This window comes from Kumtagia sp. (assembly GCF_059502445.1).
The window spans coordinates 1-20,713 of record NZ_JCACER010000087.1 but is presented as its reverse complement, the minus strand read 5'-3'; the positions used below and the strand labels follow the sequence as shown (position 1 = coordinate 20,713).

Below are 20,713 nucleotides of genomic sequence, written 5' to 3'. Positions count from 1 at the left end.
TCTCCCCCCTTGCGGGGGAGATGTCCGGCAGGACAGAGGGGGGTGCGAAGGAGCGAAAGCGTCCACAAACTCCTCATTCGTCGAAAATTTTCTGATGCCCAAAATCTTCATCTCCACCGTCATCGCAGCTCCCGCCGCCGAGGTCTGGCGCGTGGTGCGCGATTTCAACGGGCTGCCGAGCTGGACGCCGTTCGTCGCCGAAAGCCGCATCGAGCAGGGCGCCAAGGCCGACCAGATCGGCTGCATCCGCAACTTTGTCCTCAAGGACGGGGGGCGCATCCGCGAAAGGCTGCTGGCGCTGTCGGACTACGAACTTTCCTGCACCTACACGATCCTCGAAAGCCCTATGGGTGTGTCGGATTACATCGCCACGCTGGCGCTGACGCCGGTGACCGACGGCAATGCCACCTTCGCCTCCTGGCAGGCGGAGTTCGATTGCGCGCCGGAGCGCGAGGCGGCTCTCGTCCAGCAGATCGGGCAGGGGGTTTTCCAGGCCGCCTTCACCGCGCTGAAGCAGCGGTTCGGGCGATAGTCCCGGCGCATGGTCAAGGTCCGGCAGAGCACGATCATCGACGCGCCGGTCGATACGGTCTGGCGCCTGCTGCGCGATTTCAACGGCCATGAAAGCTGGCACCCGGCGATCGCGACCAGTGCCATCGAGGGCGGCGAGCCGGTGGACATGGTGGGCGCCGTGCGCCGCTTCCGGCTGAAGGACGGCGGTGAGCTGCGCGAGCAGCTGCTGTCGCTGTCCGACCGCGAGCGGCGGCTGACCTACTGCCTGCTCGAGGCGCCGCTGCCGCTGATGGGCTATGTCGCGGCCATTTCGCTGAAGCCGGTGACGGACGGGGACCGCACCTTCTGGGAGTGGTCGTCGGAGTTCCACCCGCCGGTGGAGCGGCGCGACGAGCTGGTCCGGCTGGTGACGGAGGGGATCTATCGGACCGGGTTCGAGGCGATAAGGAGGCTGGTTGGTCGGGCGCCTGTCCTCGGGACTCTGCCTCTACCTAGTCCGGCTGGCGGTGCAGGGGGGAGACCCGCGCCCCAGGCAGTTTCCTTTAGTCACGATGAGAAGGCGGATCGAGCGCAAGTCGGCGCCCTCATACCCCCACCCCTAACCCCTCCCCTCAAGGGGGAGGGGGATTCTGTCGGCGCTCCGGGTGCTCGAACCGGAGACGTTGTTCGGCTTGGAGCCGGTGTTGCCGAATCCCCCTCCCCCTTGAGGGGAGGGGTTAGGGGTGGGGGTACGCCGGCGGAAGGTTCGGATGTTTCGCGACGGGACCGCACCCGCGCCATCGTCGTCGGACGGCATGGCGGGCCGGAGGTGCTGCAGCCCGGCGAGATCGCGCTGCCGCCGCCGGGAACCGGCGAAGTGCGGGTGCGGCACACGGCGATCGGGGTCAACTATATCGACGTCTATTGCCGCACCGGCTATTTCGACCTTTTGCAGCCGCCCGGCGTGCCGGGCATGGAGGCGGCCGGCGTCGTCGAGGCGCTGGGGCCGGGCGTCGGCGATCTCGCGGTCGGCGACCGCGTCGCCTATGCCGGGCCGCCGCTCGGCGCCTATTGCGAGCGCGCCAACCGGCCGGCCGACATGCTGGTCGGATTGTCGGACGACATTGCGGACGAGCTGGCCGCGGCCGGCCTGCTCAAGGGCGTCACCGCGAGCTTCCTGCTGCACGACGTGTTCGCCGTAAAACCAGGCCAAGTCGTGCTGGTGCATGCGGCGGCGGGCGGCGTCGGCCAGCTGCTGGTGCAGTGGGCGCGGCACCTCGGCGCCACCGTGATCGCCACCACCTCCAGCGAGGCCAAGGCGCGTGTGGTGGAAAGGCTGGGTGCGCAGCATGTGCTGCTCTACGGCCGGGGTGCGGATTTCGCCTCGGAGGTGATGCGCATCAGCGGCGGGCGCGGCGCCGACGTGGTCTATGACGCCGTCGGCAAGGACACGTTCGCCGGCTCGCTGGCGGCGCTTGGCGTGCGCGGGCATCTCGTCAGCTTCGGCCAGGCTTCCGGGCCGGTCGGCGACTGGGACATCGGCCGCTTCGCCTCGAAGTCGGTCACCGTGTCGCGCCCGAACTACGGCCATTTCACCGACACGCCGGAGAAGCTCGGGCCGCATGTCGCGCGCTTCTTCGCGGCGGTGCGCCGGGGGGTGGTGGCGCTCGACCCGCCGCGGCGCTATGCGCTCGCCGATGCGGCCGACGCACATCGCGACCTCGAGGCGCGTGCGACGACCGGATCGCTGGTGCTGGTGCCCTGACCGCCGGCAGGCGCCGGAACATTGTGCCAGCGGTTTTGAACCCCGACCTTTGGGATTGTTCGGCAGCACCCCCTCTCCGTCTCGCCTTGCAGGCTCGCCACCTCTCCCCCACTGCGTGGGGGCGAGGAACCCGGGCTGGAGAAGGCGCTGCATCATCGGTCAAGCTTGACCCGCCATTGAAGCTGCGTCTCGATCGGCAGGAAGGCGAAGCCTCCACGGCCGAAGCCTTCCGGACAGCTTGATCATCCGACAATCACTCGTATCCATATACAGGATGCAGCATCCGTCATTTGGAATCGCGCTTGATTCCCTCCGAACGATATGCATTATGTGAATGCAATATCTACTATATGGATACGGAGGAGATCGGATGGGCTTGCGGATTGCCATCGACACGGGCGGCACGTTCACCGACGTGGTCGCCATCGACGAGGCGACCGGGCGGATCACCGCAGTCAAGACGCCGTCCACTCCGGCCGATCCCAGCGTCGGTCTGCTTGACGGCGTCCGCCGCGTGCTCGACGAGGTTGGCGGCAGCGACACCGACGTCGGCATGCTGCTGCACGGCTCGACGGTCGCCACCAACGCCGTGCTCGAGCACAAGTTCGACGGCCTGGGGCTCGTCGTCACCCGCGGCTTCCGCCACATGATCGAGATCGCCCGGCAATCGGTGCCGGACGGCTACGGCAACTCCTTCTTCTGGGTGAAGCAGCCGCGGCTGGTGCCGTTGCACCTGGTGCGCGAAGTCGGCGGCCGCATGAACTTTGCCGGCGAAGAACTGGAGCCGCTCGACGAAGAAGGCACGCTGGAAGCGGTGCGCGAGCTGGTCGAGGACGGTGTGCGCTGCATCGCGGTGTGCCTGCTGCATGCCTACGCCAACGACGTCCACGAGCAGCGTGTCGGCGCCCTGATCAGGGAGCATTTCCCGGACGTGTTCGTGTCGCTGTCGTCGGTCGTGCTGCCGGAGTACCGCGAATACGAGCGGGCGATGACGACGCTGATCGACGTCCTGGTGAAGCCTTACTGCAAGACCTATCTGCAGAGCGCGGCCGACCGCATCCGCTCGCGGTCGGGCGACATACCCTTCCTGATCATGCAGTCGAACGGCGGGGTGGTGAAGCATTCGACCGCCGGCGAGAAGCCGGTGACGATGCTCTTGTCCGGGCCGGCGGCCGGCATCCTCGGCTCCATCCACATGGCGCATCTGGCCGGCTACAAGGACATCCTCACCATCGACGTGGGCGGCACCTCGACCGATGTCGCCATCATCGAGAACTACACGCCGATGTACACCTCGGCCTCGATGATCGAGAGCTATCCGGTGAAGACGCCGATGCTCGACATCGTCACGGTCGGCTCGGGCGGCGGATCGATCGCCTGGACCGATCCCTACGGCCAATTGAAGGTCGGGCCGCGGAGCGCGGGCGCCGATCCGGGGCCGATCTGCTACGGCAAGGGCGGCAGCAAGCCGACCGTCACCGACGCGGCGATCACGCTCGGCCGGCTGCCGGCGGCGCTGATCGGCGGCGCCATCAAGCTCGACGCCAAGGCGGCACGCGAGGCCTATGAGCGGCTGGGCGCCGAGTTCGGCATGTCGGCCGAGGAGGTGGCGGCGGGTGCGCTGGAGATCGCCGCGGTCAACCAGGTGTTCGGCATCCGCCAGGTGACGACGACACGCGGCCGCGACCCCGGCGCCTACGCCATGGTCGCCTTCGGCGGCGCCGGCGGCCTGTTCGCGGCGGAAGTCGCCGACTTCCTCGACGTGCGCACCATCGTGTCGCCGCCCAACCCCGGCAATCTCTGCGCCTTCGGCCTGCACGTCTCCGACGTGCGCCGCGACTATATCCGCACGTTGGTGCGCCGGCAGTCGACGGTGGACACGGCCGAGATCATGGCGGCCTGGGACGAGCTGGTGCGCGGCGGCATCGCCGACATCGCCGCCGAGGGCATCGACGAGGAAAAGATCGAGGTGCGCCGCGTCGCCGACATGCGCTATTTCGGCGAGGGCCACGAGGTGCAGGTCGACATCCCCGCCGGGCTCACGGGCGAGGCCGCGGTCGCCCACATGTTCAAGGATTTCCATCGCGTCCACGACCAGACCTTCGGCTTCCACTACGAGGGCGAGCAGGACGTGGAACTGGTCAACCTGCGCGTCCAGGCGATCGGCATGCAGCACCGGCCGGCGCTCGAACCGGACGCGGCGACGCGCGTGGCGGCAAGTCCGTTCGGCCGCCGAAAGGTGTTCTGGCGCGCCGGAGGCTGGGTCGACTGCCCGCTCTACCGGCGCACCGAGCTGGCGGTCGGCCAGCAGATCGCCGGGCCGGCGATCGTGGAGGAATACGGCTCGACCGTGGTGGTGCCGGCGGGCTGGGACATGCGCGCCGACGCCTACGGCAATCTCATCCTCGAAAAGAACGGCTGAGCGGAGGAAACCATGCTGGACAAGACGCGGCAGACCATGCTCGGGCCGATCGAGCTCGAGGTCATCCACGGCACCATCCGGGCGGCGGAGCTGGAGATCGAGGCGGCGGTGGAGCGCACGGCGCGCTCGCCGATGATCCGCGACCAGCACGACTATCGCGTCGCGCTGTTCGACGCCAAGGGGCGCAAGCTGACCGGCCGCTCCTATTCGGCGATCGTCGAGCCGGTGTTCGAATATTTCGGCGCCGACCAGATCTTTCCGGGCGACGTGTTCTTCTGGAACGACCCCTACAATTCCTGCGGCGGCATCGGCCATGTGCCGGACCTCTGCACGACGGTGCCGATCTTCCACAGCGAGCGGCTGATCGGCTTCAGCCAGGTGTTCGGCCATCACGACGACATCGGCGGCGCCGTGCCGGGCAGCCTGCCGGTGCACGCCACCGACAGCTGGATGGAGGGCGTGCTGATCCCGCCGATAAAACTCTACGAGCGCGGCAAGCTGAACGAGGCGGCGTTCCGGATCATCGTGCGCAACTCGCGGCTGTCCGAGCACCTGGCGGGCGACCTCGACGCCGAGATCGGCGCGGCGAAGCTGGGCTCAAGAAGGATCGTTACGCTGGCGGAACGTTACGGGATCGAAACGTTGGAGGCGGCGTTCGACCAGATACTGAAGAATACCGCGGAGATCTTCCGGCGCGAGATCCTGCCGCGAATCAAGGACGGCGAGTATCACTTCGAGGACTATATCGAGGCCGACGGCGTCGACGAGCCGCGCCTGCATGCGCTGCGCGTCAGGATGATCAAGACGCCGGAGAAGATCGTGCTCGACTTCACCGGCACCGACCCGGAGGCCAAGGGCCCGATCAACTGGTCGCTCGACGAGGTCGAGGGCCGCTACTTCCGCAAATGGCTGGCGCCGACGCTGCGCTCGCTGGCGGCGTCGCCGGAGCGGGCGGCGGAGATCGATTCCAACGAGGGCGTGCTCGACGTCATCGAGGTGGTGTTCCCGGAAAAGGGCACGCTGATCACGCCGACCTTCGGCAAGCCGACCGGCATGCGCTTCTTCCTGATGCTGCGCACGCTGGGCTCGTTCGCGGCCTGCCTGTCCAAGGCGACCGAAGGGCGCATGCCGGCCGACCACGAGACCATCCGCATCTGGGGCGTCACCGGCGGCAACAGGCAGCAGGATTTCTATCTGTTCCGCGAGGTGCTGGGCGGCGGCAGCCCGGGAAGGCCGTGGGCGGACGGCTCCGACGTGGTGCACATCGTGCCGAATTCGAAGAACCTGCCGGCGGAGTTCTCGGAAACCCGCTACCCGATCCTGGTCGAGCGGCTGGGGCTGAAGCAGGGGTCCGGCGGGCCGGGCTACCACCGCGGCGGGCTGGGCTACGACAAGCGGATAAAGATGCTGGGCGACTGCCGGCTGATCTCCAATGCCGACCGCTCGCTGCTCGGCTGCTACGGCGTCAACGGCGGCAAGGCCGGCGCCAACTACCAGGTGTCGGTGTCCGAGGCCGGTGTCGACACCGGCCATCCCGGCATGTGCGACACGGTCACGGTCAAGGCCGGCTCCTCCATCACCATCGTGACCACCGGCGGCGGCGGCTGGGGCGACCCGCTGCAGCGGCCCGTCGACAAGGTGGTGGCCGACGTGCAGGCAGGGCTGGTGTCGCCGGAGTCCGCGCATGACGACTACGGCGTGGTGCTGGCGAAGAGCGGTCGCAAATGGGCGGCCGATGCGGCGGCGAGCGCGGCCCGGCGCGCGGCGCTTGCGGCCGGGCGCGGCACGCCGCCGATGTTCGATCGGGGGCCGTATTTCGAGGAACTGAAGGCGGCCGGCAAGATCTCCCGGCCGGAAGGCTGGACCGATCCGGACGCCGGCTGGTACGCAAAGCCGGTCGTCTGAATCGATCGCAGGTCCGGGAGCTTGGCATGAAGATCAGTCAGTCCTTCGAGGTCGCCCGGCCGCTTGCCGTGGTCTGGGAACTGTTCCAGGACGTTCCCGCCGTGGCCGCCTGCATGCCGGGCGCCGAACTTACCGAGGACAAGGGCAACGGGATTTTTGCCGGCAAAGTAGGCATCAAGCTCGGGCCGTTCGGCGCCTCCTTCGAGGGCGAGGCGCAGGTGAGCGCCGACGCGGCGACGCATAGGGGCCATGCCGAAGGGCGCGGCCTCGACCGCAAGGGTGGCAGCCGCTCGAAGCTGGTGATGGACTACCGGCTGAGCGAGGCCGGCGAGGCGACGCGCGTCGACATCGACGCCGACGTGCAGCTCGCAGGCCCGATCGCCCAGTTCGGCCGTACCGGCATCATCACCGAGACGGCCAATGTGCTGATCGGCCAGTTCGTCAGGAACGTCGAGGCGCGGCTTTCCGCCGACGGCGCGGGCGAGGCGGCGCCGGCGAACGAACTCAGCGCGCTCAAGGTCGCCGGCCTGGTGATGAAGTCGTATTTGAAGCGCTCGGGGAGTTGAGGCGCGGGCGCCGATATCGGTCTCGGCATTGATCGATTGAAACGAGGAACCTCAACGTCGATCGATTGAAGCACCCCCCTCTCCGTCTCGGGCGAAGCCCGAGACACCTCTCCCCCACTTCGTGGGGGCGAGGAACCCAAGCTGGAGAAGCGTCGGCATCGCGGCAGCGGTTCCTCGCCCCCACGCAGTGGGGGAGAGGTGGCGAGCCCGAAGGGGCGAGACGGAGAGGGGGCGCTTTGCACAGGCCAGGCGATCTCCGCCACGATTGACGAGGTGCGCAATCCTACCCTTACAGCCCTACCCGTACAGCCCCGCATAGGTCTGGCGCATCAGCGCCTTCTGGACCTTGCCCATGGCGTTGCGCGGCAGGTCGTCGACGAACAGAACACGCTTGGGCAGCTTGAACTTCGCCAGGCGTGATTGCAGGTGCGCAAGGATGGCTGCTTCGCTCGGGGCCCTGGCCTTGTCCGCCACCACCACCGCGGTGATGCCTTCGCCGAAATCCCTGTGCGGCAGGCCGATGACGGCGGATTCGACCACGCCGTCGATCAGGTCGATCTCGGTCTCGACCTCCTTGGGATAGACGTTGAAGCCGCCGGTGATGATGAGATCCTTGCCGCGGCCGACGATGGAGACATAACCGTTGGCGTCGATGCGGCCGAGGTCGCCGGTGATGAAGAAGCCGTCGGCGCGCAGCTCCTCCGCGGTCTTTTCCGGCATGCGCCAGTAGCCCTTGAAGACGTTGGGGCCTCGCACCTCGATCATGCCGACCTCGCCGGCCGGCAGCGTCGCGGCGCTGGCCGGGTCGGTGACGCGGACCTCGACGCCGGGCAGCGGCCTGCCGACCGTGCCGGCGAGGCGGGGTCCCTCATAGGGATTGGACGTGTTCATGTTGGTCTCGGTCATGCCGTAGCGCTCGAGGATGGCGTGGCCGGTACGGGCCTCGAATTCGGCATGGGTCTCGGCCAGAAGCGGCGCCGAGCCGGAGACGAAGAGGCGCATATGCGCGGTCGCCTCGCGGGTGAGGCCGGGATGCTGGAGCAGCCGCGTGTAGAAGGTCGGCACGCCCATCATGGCGGTCGCCCGCGGCAGCAGGCGCAGCGCCTCGTCGGCGTCGAACTTCGGCCGGAACAGCATGGTGCCGCCCGACAGCATCAGCGTGTTGGTGGCGGTGAACAGGCCATGCGTGTGGTAGACGGGCAGAGCATGCAGCAGCGTGTCGCCGGACGTGAAGCGCCAGGTGTCGACCAGCGCCAGCGCATTGGAGGCGAGGTTCCCGTGCGTCAGCATGGCGCCCTTGGAGCGGCCGGTGGTGCCGGAGGTGTAGAGGATGGCGACCAGGTCGTCCCAGCCGATTTTCGCGTCGGCGAAGGCGCCGTCGCCGGCGTTCGCCGCGTCCATCAGCGTGCCGTCGCCGGCGACGCCGAGCGAGAGCACCGTCGCATTGTGGCGTGCAGCGAGGTCGGCCAGGGCCGACACCCGCTCCGGGGCGACGACGATGATCTTCGGCTCGGCGTCGCCGACGAAATAGTCGAGCTCGGCCAGGGTGTAGGCGGTGTTGAGCGGCAGGAATATCGCGCCGGCGCGGGCGCAGGCCAGGAACAGCGCAATGACTTCCGGGCTCTTCTCCACCTGCACGGCGACGCGGTCGCCTTTTTCCACGCCGGCCTCGGCCAGCGCCCGGGCGATGCGGCCCGACAGCGTCCAGAAATCGGCGAAACTGAAGTCGCGGCCGTCGGCATTGCGGATGAAGGTCTTGTCCAGTGCGCCGGTGCGGGCGCTGACCAGCGCGGGCAGGGAGGTTATCGAAGGATCCGCCTGATAAAGCCAGCTCATCTGTCGTCGCAATCCCTGTTGGATAGCCTGTTTGATCGATCAGCGACGGCATTGGCAAGGGGCGCCGCCGTCCGTTCGCGGGGTAGCGCTTGACAACAACCCCCACCCCTAACCCCTCCCCTCAAGGGGGAGGGGAATATTGCTGCAACTCGGCAAAGCACCAATCGTCGGCGATTTCGCTCGGCAAGGCGGCCGCAAAGTCCCCCTTCCCTTGAGGGGAGGGGTAGGGGTGGGGGTTATGGAGGCGCGGTCACGCGGTGGCCGTTGCCGACAGGCCGCTCCGCCGACAGCAGCTTTCGTACCGCCCGCGACATCGCCACCTCGCCCTTGTTGGCATAGGCCTCGTGATGGGCCTCGATGGAGGAGAGGTCGTAGAGATAGTTGACCATGACGCCGTGCGACTGCGTGAGCCCCTTGGGCGAGAGGTCGGCATGGACATTGATGCGTTCCAGGCGGGCGCCGTTGCCGAGATGGAAGCGGGCGACCGGGTCGAGCGGCCGGCCGGCGGCGTCCTTCGTCTCCGCAAGATAGACGGCGACCGCCGCGGCCAGAACCGGCTCGATGGCGTCGCGTGCCGCGGCGTCCTCGGACCAGTCCGGCCGTTCGAGCAGGTGGAGCGGTCCGTCGCGGTCATACGCTTCTTCGCGGAACCGCTCGCCGAGCCAGTCGGCGAAACCCGGCAGCGGCGACAGCGTGACGAAGCTGCGCAAATTGGGCAGGTCGCGCACGATATCCTCGACCACCTGCTTGATCAGGAAGCTGCCGAAGGAGATTCCCCGCAGGCCGCGCTGGGTGTTGGAAATGGAATAGAACACCGCCGTATCGGCCGCGCCCGGATCGATCGGTTCGCGGTCGCGCGCTAGCAGGCCATCGATCCGGCCGGGAATGCCGGTGGTCAGCGCCACCTCGACGAAGATCAGCGGCTCGTCGGGCATCTGCGGGTGGACGAAGGCGAAGCAGCGGCGGTCCGCCGGCTGCAGGCGCCGGCGCAAATCGTCCCAGTCATGAATCTCGTGCACCGCCTCGTAGCGGATGATCTTCTCCAGGATGTGCGCGGGCGACGACCAGTCGATCCTGGTCATCAGCAGGAAGCCTCGGTTGAACCAGGAGCCGAACAGATGGACGAAGTCGCGGTCGACCACTTCGAGTTCGGGATGATCGGCCAGATGCCGCAGTAGGCCGGCGCGCATGGCGACCAGCGTCGCGGTGCCGCCCGGCGCCAAATTGATGCGGCGGAACAACTCCTGGCGCAGCGGCTCGGCGGCGCTCGCCAGATGCGAGGCGGCTTCGGCCGAGCGCGTCCCGCGCCAGGCCTCGACGGCGGCGTCGAGGCGCTTCTCGTCCGGCCCGAACCGGTCGGCGAGCGTACGGAACCATTCGAGGCGAGCGCCATCGTCGAGCTGCCGCCATGCCTTCAGCAACTCCATCGCCAGCGCCACGCCCGATGCCTCGCCGCGGCTCGACATCAGCTTGGCCGCCAGCGCGCCGATCGTACCGGCCGGAGCGGCCGACGACTGGCCGCCCCATAGCAATCGGCGGCCGCGTTGCGCGATCTCGCTGAACAGTTCGCCGAGAAACACGCTCTCGCGATCGAATGGACGCATCGCTTCCCGCCCCGTTACCCGCCGCACCGCCGGCGCCTCCGCAAGAACGCGATTGCCGGCGCCGCGTTCCAATGCTTATATAGTAGATATCGTATCCGTATTTTGAATACTATGCGAAAGCCGGATCGATGCAAGCCCAAGCTGGAGGGAGCCGCTATGGAACGCCGCATGTCGTTCATGACGCAGATGGAGATCGGCGAATCCATCGCCGCCGGACGCGCCGTCATCCTGCCGACCGGGGCCACCGAGGCGCATGGGCCGCATATGCCCACCGATACCGACACGCACCAGGCCGACCATATCGCGGCGCTTCTGGCCGAACGCATCGACGCGCTGGTGGCGCCGCCGGTCGCGTACGGCATATCGAAGACCTTCGAGTTCTTCCCCGGCACCATCTCGCTGTCGATCCCCACCTACCAGGCGATGCTGTTCGAGATCGGTGCCGCGCTGGTCCGCCAGGGATTCGGGCATCTCATCATCCTCAACGGCAACCGGCCGAACGGCACGGCCAACGACGCGGTGGCACGGCATCTCGTCGACGAGCTGGACACGACATACGGCTTCAAGGTGTCGGCAGTGAGTTACTGGGAGCCGGGTGCCGCGAAAGTGAATGCGCTGCGCAAGTCGGTGCCCGGCGGCATGGGGCATGGCTGCGAGTTCGAGGCGTCGTTCCAGCTCGCCACGCGGCCGGGCCTGGTCAAGATGGAGCGGCTCGCCGGCGCCCATTACGGGCCGGTCGGCTGGGATCTGGTGGCGCCGACCAATCCGACCCGCACCTATGCGCGCCGGCCGCGGCCCGAGGTCGGGCACGCGGCGATCTTCGGCGACCCGACAAAGGCGTCGGCAGAGGCAGGCAAAGTGTTCATCGAGACGGTGGTCGATGCTCTGGCGGAGACGTTCCAGTCGCTGCAGGGGTCGTATGAGGAGCGGAGATAGGGCTGTTTCCCGTTCGCGAGACGATTCACACATGCGACATCGATTCCAGCCGATGTCATGGTTTGGGGTTTTCTGCATCGGCTTTGGCTTCTTCGAGTCCGAGGCCTGGATTCCCGACACTCTCCGCTCGCTATCGCTCGCTCACGAGGTCGGGAATCCAGGCCTCGGACTCGAAGAAATCAAAGCCGATGAAGAATGGGTTGCGTCAGGACGGTTGGCGAACGCAGCAAAATCGGCGATGGGGCGCTGAAGGGCCGGATGACGGGCGGCACAACTATTGCCGCGTGCGGCGCGGCCCCTCATCTGCCCGTCGGCATTTTCTCCCCGCAAGGGGGGAGAAGAACGCTGCCGCTACCGCTGTCCCGGATGCCAGCCGAGGTCGATGCTGATGGAATGGGTGGCCTGCTGCAGCTTGTCCTTGAGATCCTCGAGCCGGCGGGCGTTCTTGGCGAGGCCCTTGCGGAAGACGAAGCAGATGCAGGCGATGACGCGGCCGCCAGCGTCGCGGATCGGCGCGGAGATCGAGCCGGTGAAGGGTTGCACGTCGGCGATGGTGAGCGAGAAATCCTCCGCCCGTACCTGGTCGAGCACGGCGCGCAGGCGCTCGGCGTCGGTGATGGTGTCGGGCGTCAGCCGTTCGAGGTCGCGCTTCAGATAGTCCGCGACGAAGTCCGGCTCCTCATTGGCGAGCAGCACCAGGCCCTTGGAGCCGCAATGCAGCGGAAAATGGTAGCCGTAGTGGGCCTTGGTGATGTCCTCGTCGACGCGCTGGTGCGAGTAGATCGCCACCGACTGCAGGCCGATGCGCTCGACCACCTGCATGGCGATGCCCTCCTCGCCCTCCAGCCGCGCCAGATAGGGCATGGCGACGCGCAGCACGCGGTGGTTGGCGAGATAGGCCGAGCCGATATGCCAGAGCCGGGGGCCGATCTCGTAGCGGTTGGTCTCGGGGTCGCGGCGCAGGAACTGCGCCTTCTCCAGGCCGATCACCGTGCGGTGCACGGTCGCCCAGGGCAGGTTGAGGCTGCGCGTCACGTCGACCACGCGGCCGGGAGAGGAGGCCAGGAAGTCGAGCACGGCGAAGGAGCGCGCCATGCCGCGCAGCGCGTCCTCGGCGCCTTCCTCGGCGGCCGTCTCCACGTTGGACTCCTGAGTCTTGGCCGGCTTGGCCGCTGCGGATTTGCGTGGGGTGGCTCTCAAGTCGGACAACCGCGTGGCATTGAAGTCTTGTCAACTCATAAGCGAGAATGTCTGTCCGCTCAATGGATGCGATATTGAATAGTTGGAAGAGGAAGCGGCGATGAGCGACGAGGCGTGGACGTGGTCGGCGGTAGCGGCGGTCGAGAGGCTGCGCAGCGGCGCGGTGTCGCCGCGCGAGCTGCTGGAAAGCCTGCGGCGCCGCGTCGAGGCGGTCGACGGCAAGGTCAACGCGCTGCCGACGCGCTGCTTCGAGCGGGCCAGGAGCGAAGCGGCGCGGCTGGAGGCGCTGCCGCCGGCCGAGCGCGGCCGGTTCGCCGGCCTGCCCTGGCCGATCAAGGATTCGGCGGCGATAGCCGGCGTGCGCACCACCTGGGGCTCGCTCGCCTATGCCGACCATGTGCCGGAAGCCTCCGACTACGTGGTCGAGGCGATCGAGGCGGAAGGCGGCGTGGTGTTCGCCAAGTCCAACACGCCCGAGTTCGAGGCCGGCGCCAACACCTTCAACGAGGTGTTCGGGCGTACGCTCAACCCGTGGGACCCGGCGCGCTCGGCCGGCGGCTCCTCCGGCGGGGCGGCGGTGGCGGTCGCCACCGGCATGGCCTTCCTGGCGCAAGGCTCGGACTTCGCCTGCTCGCTGCGCTATCCCGCCGCCTTCTGCAACGTGGTCGGTCTCAGGCCGACGCCCGGCGTCGTGCCGCAGGGGCCGGGCGCGCTGCCCCATCAGGTGCTGTCGGTGATGGGCCCGCTGGCGCGCGACGTCGCCGACGCGGCGCTGGCGCTGGACGGCATGGCCCGCTTCGAGCCGCGCGACCCGCTGTCTTTTCCACGCGAGGGTACATCGTATCTGAAGGCCGCACGGGCGCCGCGCAAACCCGCCCGCGCCGCCTTCAGCATGACGCTGGGGCTCGCGGCGGTCGACGAGCCAGTGCGGACGACGGTGCTCGAGGCCGTCGGCAGGCTGGCGTCGGCGGGGCTGGAGATCGAGGAGGCGCATCCGGACCTGGCGGCGGGCGACCGCGCCTTCCGTACGTTGCGCGCCTTCCAGTTCGCCGCATTGCGCCGCGAGGCGCTGGAGCGGCATCGCGACAGGCTGAAGCCGGAAGTGGTCTGGAACATCGAGGAGGGGCTGAAGCTCACCGCCGCCGATCTCGCCGGAGCGGAGGCCGGCCGGGCGAGCGTGCGGCTCGCCATGCTCGACTTCCTCGACACCCACGGGGTGCTGATCACCCCGACGGCGCCGGTCGAGCCGTTTCCGGTCGAGCAGCGTTTCGTCGGGGAGGTCGACGGCCAGAAGCTCGCGACCTATCTCGACTGGCTGGCGCTGGGCTACGCCGTCACCATCTGCGGCTGCCCGGCGATCTCCATCCCCTGCGGGCGGAGCGCCGGCGGCCTGCCGGTCGGCCTGCAGCTTGTCGGCAAGCCACACGGCGAGGCCGAACTGCTCAGCGCTGCCGCCTGGTGCGAGGCGGTGCTCGGCCAGTCGCTGGCGCGGCCGATCGATCCGGCGGAAGGCGCATGAGCCGGGCGGGCGGCCCCGGGCACCTCGAGCCGGTGCTGCTGCTGTTTTCGGCGGGCTTCTGCATCGGCTCGATCTTCCCGCTCGGCAAGATCGCGGTGGCCGCCGGCATCCCGTCGCTGGTCTATGTCGGCGCCACCGCGGCCGGCGCCAGCGTCGTGCTGGCGCTGCTGGCGCTGGCCGGCGGCTTCTCGCTCCGGCCCGACCGGGCGACGCTCGGCTATGCGGCGATCGCCGGGCAGCTGACCTTCGCCATCCCGTGGACGGCGGTAGTGACGGTGATGCCGCATCTGGGCTCGGGCATACCGGCGATCATCCAGTCGCTGGCGCCGATCGTCACGCTCGCCATCGTCTACGCGCTGGCGCTGGAGCGGCCGAACCTGGTGCGGCTCGCCGGCCTCGGCATCGGCATGGCCGGCACGCTGGTCATCCTGTTTTCCCGCAACGGCGGCGATGCCGCGCATGCGCCGTTCGCCTGGTATCTCGTCGCGCTGGTCACACCGACGGTGCTCGCCGCCGGCAACGTGTTCCGCACCACCCATTGGCCGAAGGGGCAGGCGGCGCTGCCGCTCGCCGCCTGGACGCTGGCTGCCGCGGCGCTCGGCATCGCCCTGGCGCTGGTCCTGCTGCGGCTCGCGGGGGCGATGCCGGATTTCGGCACCGGCCTTGCGTCCGCCTGGCATCTGGTGGCGCTGCAATGCGTCGCCACGGGCGTCGGCTACGGGCTGTTCTTCCGCCTGCAGCAGGTCGGCGGCCCCGTCTATGTCAGCCAGATGAGCTATGTGAACACCGCCGTCGGCGTCGGCTTTGCGGTACTGCTGTTCGCCGAGAGCCTGTCGGTGTGGATATGGCTGGCGCTGGCGCTCATCGCCGCCGGCGTGTTTCTGGTCAACAGCGCGCGCGGGTCCGGCTAGTATCCTTTCATCCCTGATGATCTTCCACATCTTGCCGTTGGCGCGGCCAATCGGTGACCGTTGCGGTGCCCTCTTCGAACTAGGCGCGGCCGCCTCGTCGAGCCCGTACCGCAATAGCTGTTGACAGCGTCGCCTATCGCTATTTAGGATGCGATATCCAGATTGTGGATAGAAGAATCCGCTCAACAAATGAGCAGTCCGCATAGTCTGGAGGCGATGAGGGGCTACCGGGACAGGCTCCTCGAAGGGAACATAACCGTCCGGCCGCAGGTGCCGCCGGATGCCGGGAGGTAGCATGAAGCCACCGCTTTTCGAGTATTGCGCGCCCCGCACGCTCAAGGACGCGGTCGCCATGCTCGCCGGCGATCCGGGCGCCATGGTGCTTGCGGGCGGCCAGAGCCTGATCCCGGCCATGAACATGCGGCTCGCCAGCCCGGCGCGGCTGGTCGACATCCAGCATGTCGACGGGCTGAAGGGCATCGCGATCGAGAACGGCCGGATCGTGGTCAGGGCGATGACGCGGCATCGCGAGCTGGAGCTGGACGAGGCCGTGCACCGCGCCAATCCGCTGATCCGCGAGGCGATGGCGCATGTCGCGCATGTGCCGATCCGCAACCGCGGCACGGCGGTCGGCAGCATCTGCCATGCCGACGCGGCCGCCGAGATGCCGATGGTGCTTCTGGCCACCGGCGGCAGCGTCGTCGCCGAGGGGCCGCGCGGCCGCCGCGAGGTCGCGGCGCAGGAATTCTTCCAGTTCCACATGACGACGACGCGCGAGCCCGACGAGATCGTCGTCGAGGCGCATTTTCCTGTGCTGCCCGAGGGCGCCGGCTGGGCCTTCGAGGAGTTCACGCGCCGCCACGGCGACTATGCGATCGCGGCGGTGGCGGCGATCGTCGAGCCGTCCGCCGGCCGCGTCTCGCTGGCCGCCTGCGGCGTCGCCTCGAGGCCGGTGCGGCTCGAAACGTCCGAGCAGATACTGGCAGGGGCCGAACTCACGCCTGAGCGGATCAAGGCGGCGGCGGAAGCCGCGACGGATGCGGTCAGCGCGCCGGACGACATGCACGCCACCAACGCCTATCGCCGCCACCTGCTCTCGGCGCTGGTGCGGCGCGCCGTCGTGAAGGCCGCGTCGAGAGCGAAGTGAAGGACATGCCCATGAACCGCGGAACGATCAGGCCGAGGCTGCCGGCGACCTCCATCGACCCGAAGGCGGCGGTGGCGCTGACGGTCAACGGCGAGAAAGTCTCGGCCGAGGTCAGCGTGCGTTTGCTGCTCTCCGATTTCCTGCGCCACGAGCTCGGCCTGACCGGCACCCATGTCGGCTGCGAGCACGGCGTGTGCGGCGCCTGCACGGTGATGATCGACGGGGTTTCCGCGCGCTCCTGCCTGACCTTCGCCGTCCAGGCGTCGGGCGCGGAGGTGCGCACCATCGAATCGGTGGCGGCCGAGGACGGCGGCCTGCATCCGCTGCAGGAGGCGTTCCGCGACTGCCACGCGCTGCAATGCGGCTACTGCACGCCGGGCATGATCATGAACATCTTGAGCAATCTGGAATCCGACCGGCCGATGGATCTTTCGGAAGAGGGCATCCGCGACATGCTGTCCGGCAATCTGTGCCGCTGCACCGGCTACCAGAACATCGTCGCGGCGGTGCGCCAGGCCGCCGGCGCCATGGCCGCGCGGTAGGGGAGGGCGGCGATGTCGACCAGAGCCTTCGGGGCACGCATCCAGCGCAACATCGATCCGCAGCTGCTGCGCGGCGAGGGGGCGTTCGTCGACGACATCCCGCTTGCGGGCGCGCTGCATTGCGCCTTCGTGCGCAGCCCCTTCGCGCGCGCCACGGTCAATGCCATCGACGTATCCGCGGCGGCGGCGCATCCGGGCGTCGCGGCGGTCTACATCTGCGACAATATCGGCGATCTCGACCGCGAGATGCCGCTGCTCATCCCGCATCCGTCGATGAAGGACGCCCGCACGCAGCGGCCATTGGCGCGCGGCGACGTCCACTATGTCGGGCAGACGGTGGCGATGGTGGTGGCGGTCGACCGTTATACGGCCGAGGACGCAGCCGCGCTGATCGACGTCGACTACGATCCGCTGCCGGTCGAGATCGAGCTGGAGAAGGCGATCCTCGACGAGGCGCCGCTGGTGCATGCGACGCATCCGAACAACATCGCCGCGCATTTCGTGCAGGTTTCGGGCAGCCCGGACAAGGCGATCGCCGGGGCGGAGCACGTCACACGGGTCAAGGTGCGGGTCGACCGCTCGACCGCCGCGCCGATGGAATGCCGCGCCGTGGCCGCGACCTTCGACCGCGTCACCGGCGAGCTGACGGTGTGGGACGGCACCCAGGCGCCGATCTCGGTGCGCGGCGGGCTGGCCTCGATCCTCAAGCTCGACGAGGACAAGGTGCGGGTGATCGCGCCGCATGTCGGCGGCGGCTTCGGCCAGAAGGTGCTGCTGTTCTATCCCGACGAGCTGCTGGTGCCCTACGCCGCCATGCAGCTCGGCCGTCCCGTCAAATACATCGAGGACCGGCGCGAGAATTTCGTCGGCTCCTCGCAGGAGCGCACCCAGATCCACACGATCGAGCTCTACGCCAAAAAGACCGGCGAGGTCGTGGCGCTGCGCGACAGCTTTTTGCACGACACCGGCGCGTTCATCCCCTACGGCATCGCCATAGCGCAGGTGGCGTCGACCTCGATCGCCGGTCCCTACCGCATCCCCAACATCTGGGTGGAGTTCACCGCGGTCTACACGCCGACCGTGCCGATCACGCCCTATCGCGGCTGCGGCCGGCCGCAGGCCTGCTTCGCCATCGAGCGGGCGATGGACCAGCTCGCCGACGAGCTCGGCCTCGACCGCTTCGAAATCCGCCGCCGCAACCTGATCGCCGACGCCGAATTCCCGGTGCTGCGCGACGGGCTGCTGTTCGCCGACGGGCTGGCCGTCAGCCTGGACAGCGGCCAGTACGGCAAGGCACTGGAGATGCTGGCGGAGCGGCTCGACGTCGACAATTTCGCTGCCGAGCAGGAGAGGGCCCGCCGCGACGGAAAGCATCTCGGCCTCGGCATGGCCTTCTATGTCGAGGGCACGGGCCTCGGCCCCTATGAGGGCGGCCACATCAAGATCCACCCGATCACCGGCAAGGTCTATGTCAACACCGGGCTGACCTCGCAGGGGCAGGGCCACGACACGGTGTTCGCGCAGATCGTCGCCGACCAGCTCGGCGTCAAGGTCGAGGATGTGATCCTGGTCGAGGGCGACACGAAAGCCTTCGACTGGGGTGTGGCGACCTTCGCCAGCCGCGCCGCCGTGGTGTCGGGCAACGCCATCCACAAGTCGGCGCTGATCGTGCGGCAGAAGACGCTGACGGCGGCGGCCAACATGCTGGAGGCCGATATCGGCGACATCGAGCTGCGCGACGGCGCGGCCTGGGTGAAGGGCACCGACCGCGCCGTGCCGCTGGCGGCGATCGCCACCGCCACCAATCCGCTGCGCTATGCCTTCAACGAGGCGGCCAAGGCGGCGACGCAATTCGCGCCGGCGAGCCGCCACGACGGGCCGGCGCTGGCCGAGGGCCAGCACCCCGGCCTCGAGGCGACCGATTACTACAGCCCTGCCTGCGCCACCTGGGCGTATGGCGTGCACGGCGCCATCCTCGAGGTCGACCCCGAGCTCTGCTCGGTGAAGGTAAAGCGCTACGTCTGCATCCACGACTGCGGCAACATGATCAACCCGATGATCGTCGAGGGCCAGGTGATGGGCGGCATCGCCCAGGGTATCGGCGGGGCGCTGTACGAGCGCATCGAGTTCGACAGCGACGGCAACCTGGTCAACGCCAACTTCGTCGACTTCCTGGTGCCCTACGCCACCGAGGTGCCGCAGGTCGAGATCCTGCACCTGGAGACGCCGTCGCCGCTGAATCCGCTCGGCGTCAAGGGCGTCGGCGAAGCCGGCTGCATCCCGGTCGGCGCGGTGATCGCCTCGGGCGTCGAGGACGCGCTCAGGCCGTTCGGCGCCGGACGCTTCCACCAGGTGCCGCTGACGCCAAGCATGATCCACGCCGCGCTGGCGGCCGCCTGAATTGGACCAGCCGCGCCCCGCGGGCGCGGATCGATGAAAAGAGCCCAGCCGAAGCGGGGCCGGAACAAGGGGAACATCATGATCAGGAACTTCAGGACCACGCTCGCCCTCGGCCTGCTCGGCGTCGCCGCTGCAGCCGCACCCGCCAGCGCCGCCTTCAAGCTCGGCGGCCCGCCCAAGATCGCCATGGTCATCTTCTCGCAGAAGAACGACGGCGGCTGGTCGCAGGCACTCGACGAGGCGCGCCAGCGCATGGAGAAGGAGATGGGCCTCACCATCCCCGTGGTGGAGAACGTGCCGGAGAACGCCACCGCCATCCGCCCGGCGGTCGAGCTGCTGATCCAGCGCGGCTACAACGTCATCATCGGCTCGGCCTTCGGCTATTCCGACACCTTCAAGGAGCTTTCCGAGAAATATCCGGAGATCGCCTTCCTCAACCCGGCCGGCACGACCAACGGGCCGAACCTGGAGAGTTTTTACGGCCGCACCTATGAGAGCCAGTATCTGTGCGGCATGGCGGCGGCCGGCGCCTCCAGGAGCGGCAAGCTCGGCTTCGTCGCGGCCAACCCGTTCGGCCTGGTCAACTGGACGGTCAACGCCTATGCGCTCGGCGCCCGCCAGGTCAACCCGGACGCCACGGTGACGGTGGTCTATACCGGCGCCTGGAACGATCCGGTCAAGGAGCGCGCCGCCACCGAGGCGCTGATCGAGCAGGGCATCGACGTCGTCGGCCAGCATGTCGACACGCCGGCGCCGCAGCTGGTGGCGCAGGAGAAGGGCGTGTTCAGCACCGGCCACCATCGCGACCTCGGCGAGTTCGCGCCGAAGGCCACGCAGTGCTCGTCGGTCTGGGTGTGGGACCGCTTCCTCATTCCCGAGATCAAGAAGATCGAGGCCGGCACCTGGGAGCCCAGCCCCTACGGCGCCTTCCTCTCCATCAAGGAGGGCGGCACCGACATCGCCTGCTGCGGCGAGGCCGTGCCGAAGGAGGTGGCCGACAAGGTCCAGGCGGTGCGCCAGGAGATCGTCGACGGCAAGCTGCAGGTCTATGCCGGACCGATGAAGGACCGCGACGGCAAGGAGCGCGTCGCCGCCGGCGCAACGCTCGACGACGCCGAGCTCTGGGGCATGGACTGGTATGTCGACGGCGTGATCAGCCAGAAGTGACGTGCGGCAGCGTGCGATGATGACGGTTTGGCCTCCTGTCCGACCGGCGGTGCCGTCGGCTTACCCTCCCTGCAAGGGTAGGATAGGCGGATATGGGATATCCGGTAGCGTGGCTTGGTCCGGTACCCCCACCCCTAACCCCTCCCCTCAAGGGGGAGGGGGACCGGCTTGCGTCTGCGCGTGGCGCCAATCGTCGATGGTTTCGCTCGGCATGGCGGCCACAAGATTCCCCTCCCCCTTGAGGGGAGGGCAATCGCATATGCCGATGATGATCGTCATTCCGGGGCCGCGCAGCGGAACC

16 protein-coding genes are annotated in these 20,713 nt (G+C 68.3%); 13 read left to right on the top strand and 3 right to left on the bottom strand.

All coding sequences use genetic code 11. The features are described from left to right. Positions 1–94: 94 nt before the first annotated feature. The 5 genes from AC5JDC_RS23705 (at position 95) to AC5JDC_RS23685 (ending at position 7,150) form a co-directional block, all read left to right on the top strand. Positions 95–532 carry an SRPBCC family protein gene (locus AC5JDC_RS23705; RefSeq protein ID WP_495845176.1) on the top strand — a complete coding sequence of 146 codons (438 nt, stop codon included), beginning with the start codon at positions 95–97 and terminating at the stop codon, positions 530–532. Positions 533–541: 9 nt separating this feature from the next. Further along, positions 542–2,257: an SRPBCC family protein gene (locus AC5JDC_RS23700; RefSeq protein ID WP_495845174.1), complete on the top strand. Its 1,716-nt coding sequence runs from the start codon at positions 542–544 to the stop codon at positions 2,255–2,257. A gap of 370 nt (positions 2,258–2,627) precedes the next feature. Next, on the top strand, positions 2,628–4,679 hold the full coding sequence (locus tag AC5JDC_RS23695) for a hydantoinase/oxoprolinase family protein (RefSeq protein WP_495845171.1): 2,052 nt from the start codon (positions 2,628–2,630) through the stop codon (positions 4,677–4,679). 12 nt (positions 4,680–4,691) lie between these two features. After that, the gene (locus AC5JDC_RS23690) at positions 4,692–6,584 is read left to right on the top strand and encodes a hydantoinase B/oxoprolinase family protein (RefSeq protein ID WP_495845169.1); all 1,893 of its coding nucleotides are present in this window, start codon (positions 4,692–4,694) and stop codon (positions 6,582–6,584) included. 26 nt (positions 6,585–6,610) lie between these two features. Then, positions 6,611–7,150, top strand: coding sequence for an SRPBCC family protein (locus AC5JDC_RS23685; RefSeq protein ID WP_495845167.1), 540 nt, complete (start codon positions 6,611–6,613; stop codon positions 7,148–7,150). Between the two features lie 297 nt (positions 7,151–7,447). Here AC5JDC_RS23685 and AC5JDC_RS23680 read toward each other — a convergent pair whose 3' ends face one another. Both AC5JDC_RS23680 and AC5JDC_RS23675 read right to left on the bottom strand, forming a co-directional pair. Further along, positions 7,448–8,986 (bottom strand): malonate--CoA ligase, encoded by a 1,539-nt coding sequence (locus tag AC5JDC_RS23680; protein ID WP_495845165.1) that lies wholly within the window; start codon positions 8,984–8,986, stop codon positions 7,448–7,450. A 236-nt stretch (positions 8,987–9,222) separates the two neighbouring features. Further along, entirely contained in the window at positions 9,223–10,590 is a 1,368-nt protein-coding gene (locus AC5JDC_RS23675) for a malonyl-CoA decarboxylase (RefSeq protein ID WP_495845163.1), read from the bottom strand. Positions 10,591–10,758: 168 nt separating this feature from the next. Between AC5JDC_RS23675 and AC5JDC_RS23670 the strand changes: the two genes are divergently transcribed. Both AC5JDC_RS23670 and AC5JDC_RS23665 read left to right on the top strand, forming a co-directional pair. Further along, entirely contained in the window at positions 10,759–11,526 is a 768-nt protein-coding gene (locus AC5JDC_RS23670) for a creatininase family protein (protein ID WP_165816141.1), read from the top strand. Between the two features lie 31 nt (positions 11,527–11,557). Beyond that, positions 11,558–11,776: a hypothetical protein gene (locus tag AC5JDC_RS23665; protein WP_495845161.1), complete on the top strand. Its 219-nt coding sequence runs from the start codon at positions 11,558–11,560 to the stop codon at positions 11,774–11,776. A 101-nt stretch (positions 11,777–11,877) separates the two neighbouring features. Here AC5JDC_RS23665 and AC5JDC_RS23660 read toward each other — a convergent pair whose 3' ends face one another. Next, positions 11,878–12,666, bottom strand: a complete 789-nt coding sequence (locus AC5JDC_RS23660) for an IclR family transcriptional regulator (protein ID WP_495845159.1) — start codon at positions 12,664–12,666, stop codon at positions 11,878–11,880. A 160-nt stretch (positions 12,667–12,826) separates the two neighbouring features. Between AC5JDC_RS23660 and AC5JDC_RS23655 the strand changes: the two genes are divergently transcribed. The 6 genes from AC5JDC_RS23655 (at position 12,827) to AC5JDC_RS23630 (ending at position 20,412) form a co-directional block, all read left to right on the top strand. Next, complete coding sequence (locus tag AC5JDC_RS23655) at positions 12,827–14,245, top strand: amidase (RefSeq protein WP_495845158.1); 1,419 nt, start codon at positions 12,827–12,829, stop codon at positions 14,243–14,245. Next, positions 14,242–15,156, top strand: a complete 915-nt coding sequence (locus AC5JDC_RS23650; RefSeq protein ID WP_495845156.1) for a DMT family transporter — start codon at positions 14,242–14,244, stop codon at positions 15,154–15,156. Before AC5JDC_RS23655 ends, AC5JDC_RS23650 begins: the two co-directional genes overlap by 4 nt. A gap of 295 nt (positions 15,157–15,451) precedes the next feature. Beyond that, on the top strand, positions 15,452–16,303 hold the full coding sequence (locus tag AC5JDC_RS23645; protein WP_495845154.1) for an FAD binding domain-containing protein: 852 nt from the start codon (positions 15,452–15,454) through the stop codon (positions 16,301–16,303). Between the two features lie 11 nt (positions 16,304–16,314). Next, a complete protein-coding gene (locus AC5JDC_RS23640) occupies positions 16,315–16,845 on the top strand; it encodes a (2Fe-2S)-binding protein (RefSeq protein ID WP_495845152.1) in 531 nt (176 codons plus the stop codon). A 12-nt stretch (positions 16,846–16,857) separates the two neighbouring features. Beyond that, positions 16,858–19,245, top strand: a complete 2,388-nt coding sequence (cutA, locus tag AC5JDC_RS23635) for an aerobic carbon-monoxide dehydrogenase large subunit (RefSeq protein ID WP_495845150.1) — start codon at positions 16,858–16,860, stop codon at positions 19,243–19,245. Positions 19,246–19,323: 78 nt separating this feature from the next. Continuing rightward, positions 19,324–20,412, top strand: coding sequence for a BMP family ABC transporter substrate-binding protein (locus AC5JDC_RS23630; protein WP_495845148.1), 1,089 nt, complete (start codon positions 19,324–19,326; stop codon positions 20,410–20,412). Positions 20,413–20,713 lie beyond the last annotated feature (301 nt).